Source organism: Kitasatospora putterlickiae, from assembly GCF_039527695.1.
Taxonomy (GTDB): domain Bacteria; phylum Actinomycetota; class Actinomycetes; order Streptomycetales; family Streptomycetaceae; genus Kitasatospora; species Kitasatospora putterlickiae.
In genome coordinates this window covers 56893-57899 of the sequence record NZ_BAAAKJ010000257.1, presented here as the reverse complement: position 1 = coordinate 57899, position 1007 = coordinate 56893, and the positions used below count along the sequence as shown (strand labels likewise).

1 protein-coding gene is annotated in these 1007 nt (G+C 75.3%); it reads right to left on the bottom strand.

Going from position 1 to position 1007, the window contains the following annotated elements; translation table 11 throughout:
• The coding region (locus ABD308_RS26230) for an SPFH domain-containing protein (protein ID WP_344339193.1) at positions 1-835 on the bottom strand (835 nt) is incomplete at its 3' end.
• Between the last annotated feature and the right edge of the window lie 172 nt (positions 836-1007).

Sequence of the window (1007 nt, the reverse complement as noted above, 5' to 3'; positions counted from 1 at the left end):
CGGCCTTGGCCTCGCCGAGGGCGCGGGCCGCGTCGGCCTCGGCGCCGGCCAGGCGGGTGCGGCGCTGCGCCTCGGCGTCGGTGCGGATCCCGTCGGCGACCGCCTCGTCCTCGGCCTGGAGCCGGCTGTTGGCGCCCTGCTGGGTGATCAGCTGCTCCTGCCGCCGGGCGAGTTCGATCCGGTTGGCGAGCTCGTTCTCGGCGATGCCGCGCTCGTGCTCGACGGCGACGGCGCGCCGTTCGAAGGTGGCCCGGTCGGCCTCCTGCTGGACCAGTTCGCGGGCGGGGGTGCGCAGCGCTCGCTCCACCTCCGGTTCGGGGCGCAGCGCGACCACCCGGACCGAGATGACCGCGAGTCCGGTCTCGGCCAGCCGCGGTTCGGCGGCGAGCCCGGCGGCCATCCGTTCGCGCACGGCGGTGACGCCGTCGGCCAGCGCGGCGGCGAGCGGGGTGCGGGCGAGCAGGCCGAGCGCGTGCTGCTGGGCGGTCTCGGTGAGCAGGGTGGCGAGCTGGTCGAGCGGGGCGGAGCGCCAGGCGCCGGTGTCGGGGTCGATGCCGAAGTCGACGCGGGCGGCGGCGGTGGCCGGGTCGGTGATCCGGTAGGTGAGGGTGCCCTGGACGGTGACGTCCTGGAAGTCGGCGGTGCGGGCGTGGAAGAGCATGGCCAGCTCGCGGTCGTCGACCGGGACCTCGGAGAGCGCGGCGGTGAGCGGGCGGAACCAGAAGGCGAGGCCGGTGCCGTCGTGGGTGAGGCGGCCGCGCCGGACGTGGCGGATGTGGGCGGTGGGCAGGGCGCGCAGGTGGCGAAGCCCGAAGCGCTTGGTGATGTCGGCCATCGACAGCTCCTTATCGTCGTGATGACGATATTGGGCGGCGCCTTTCTCGTCAAGATGACGAAAAAGGTCCGGCCGCCCCCCGGCCACGGCCCGTGGGAGGATCGACCGGTGCTGAGGATGCGAACGACGAGGCTCCCCGCGGGGCTGCTGGCCGCGGCCTGCGCGACCGCCG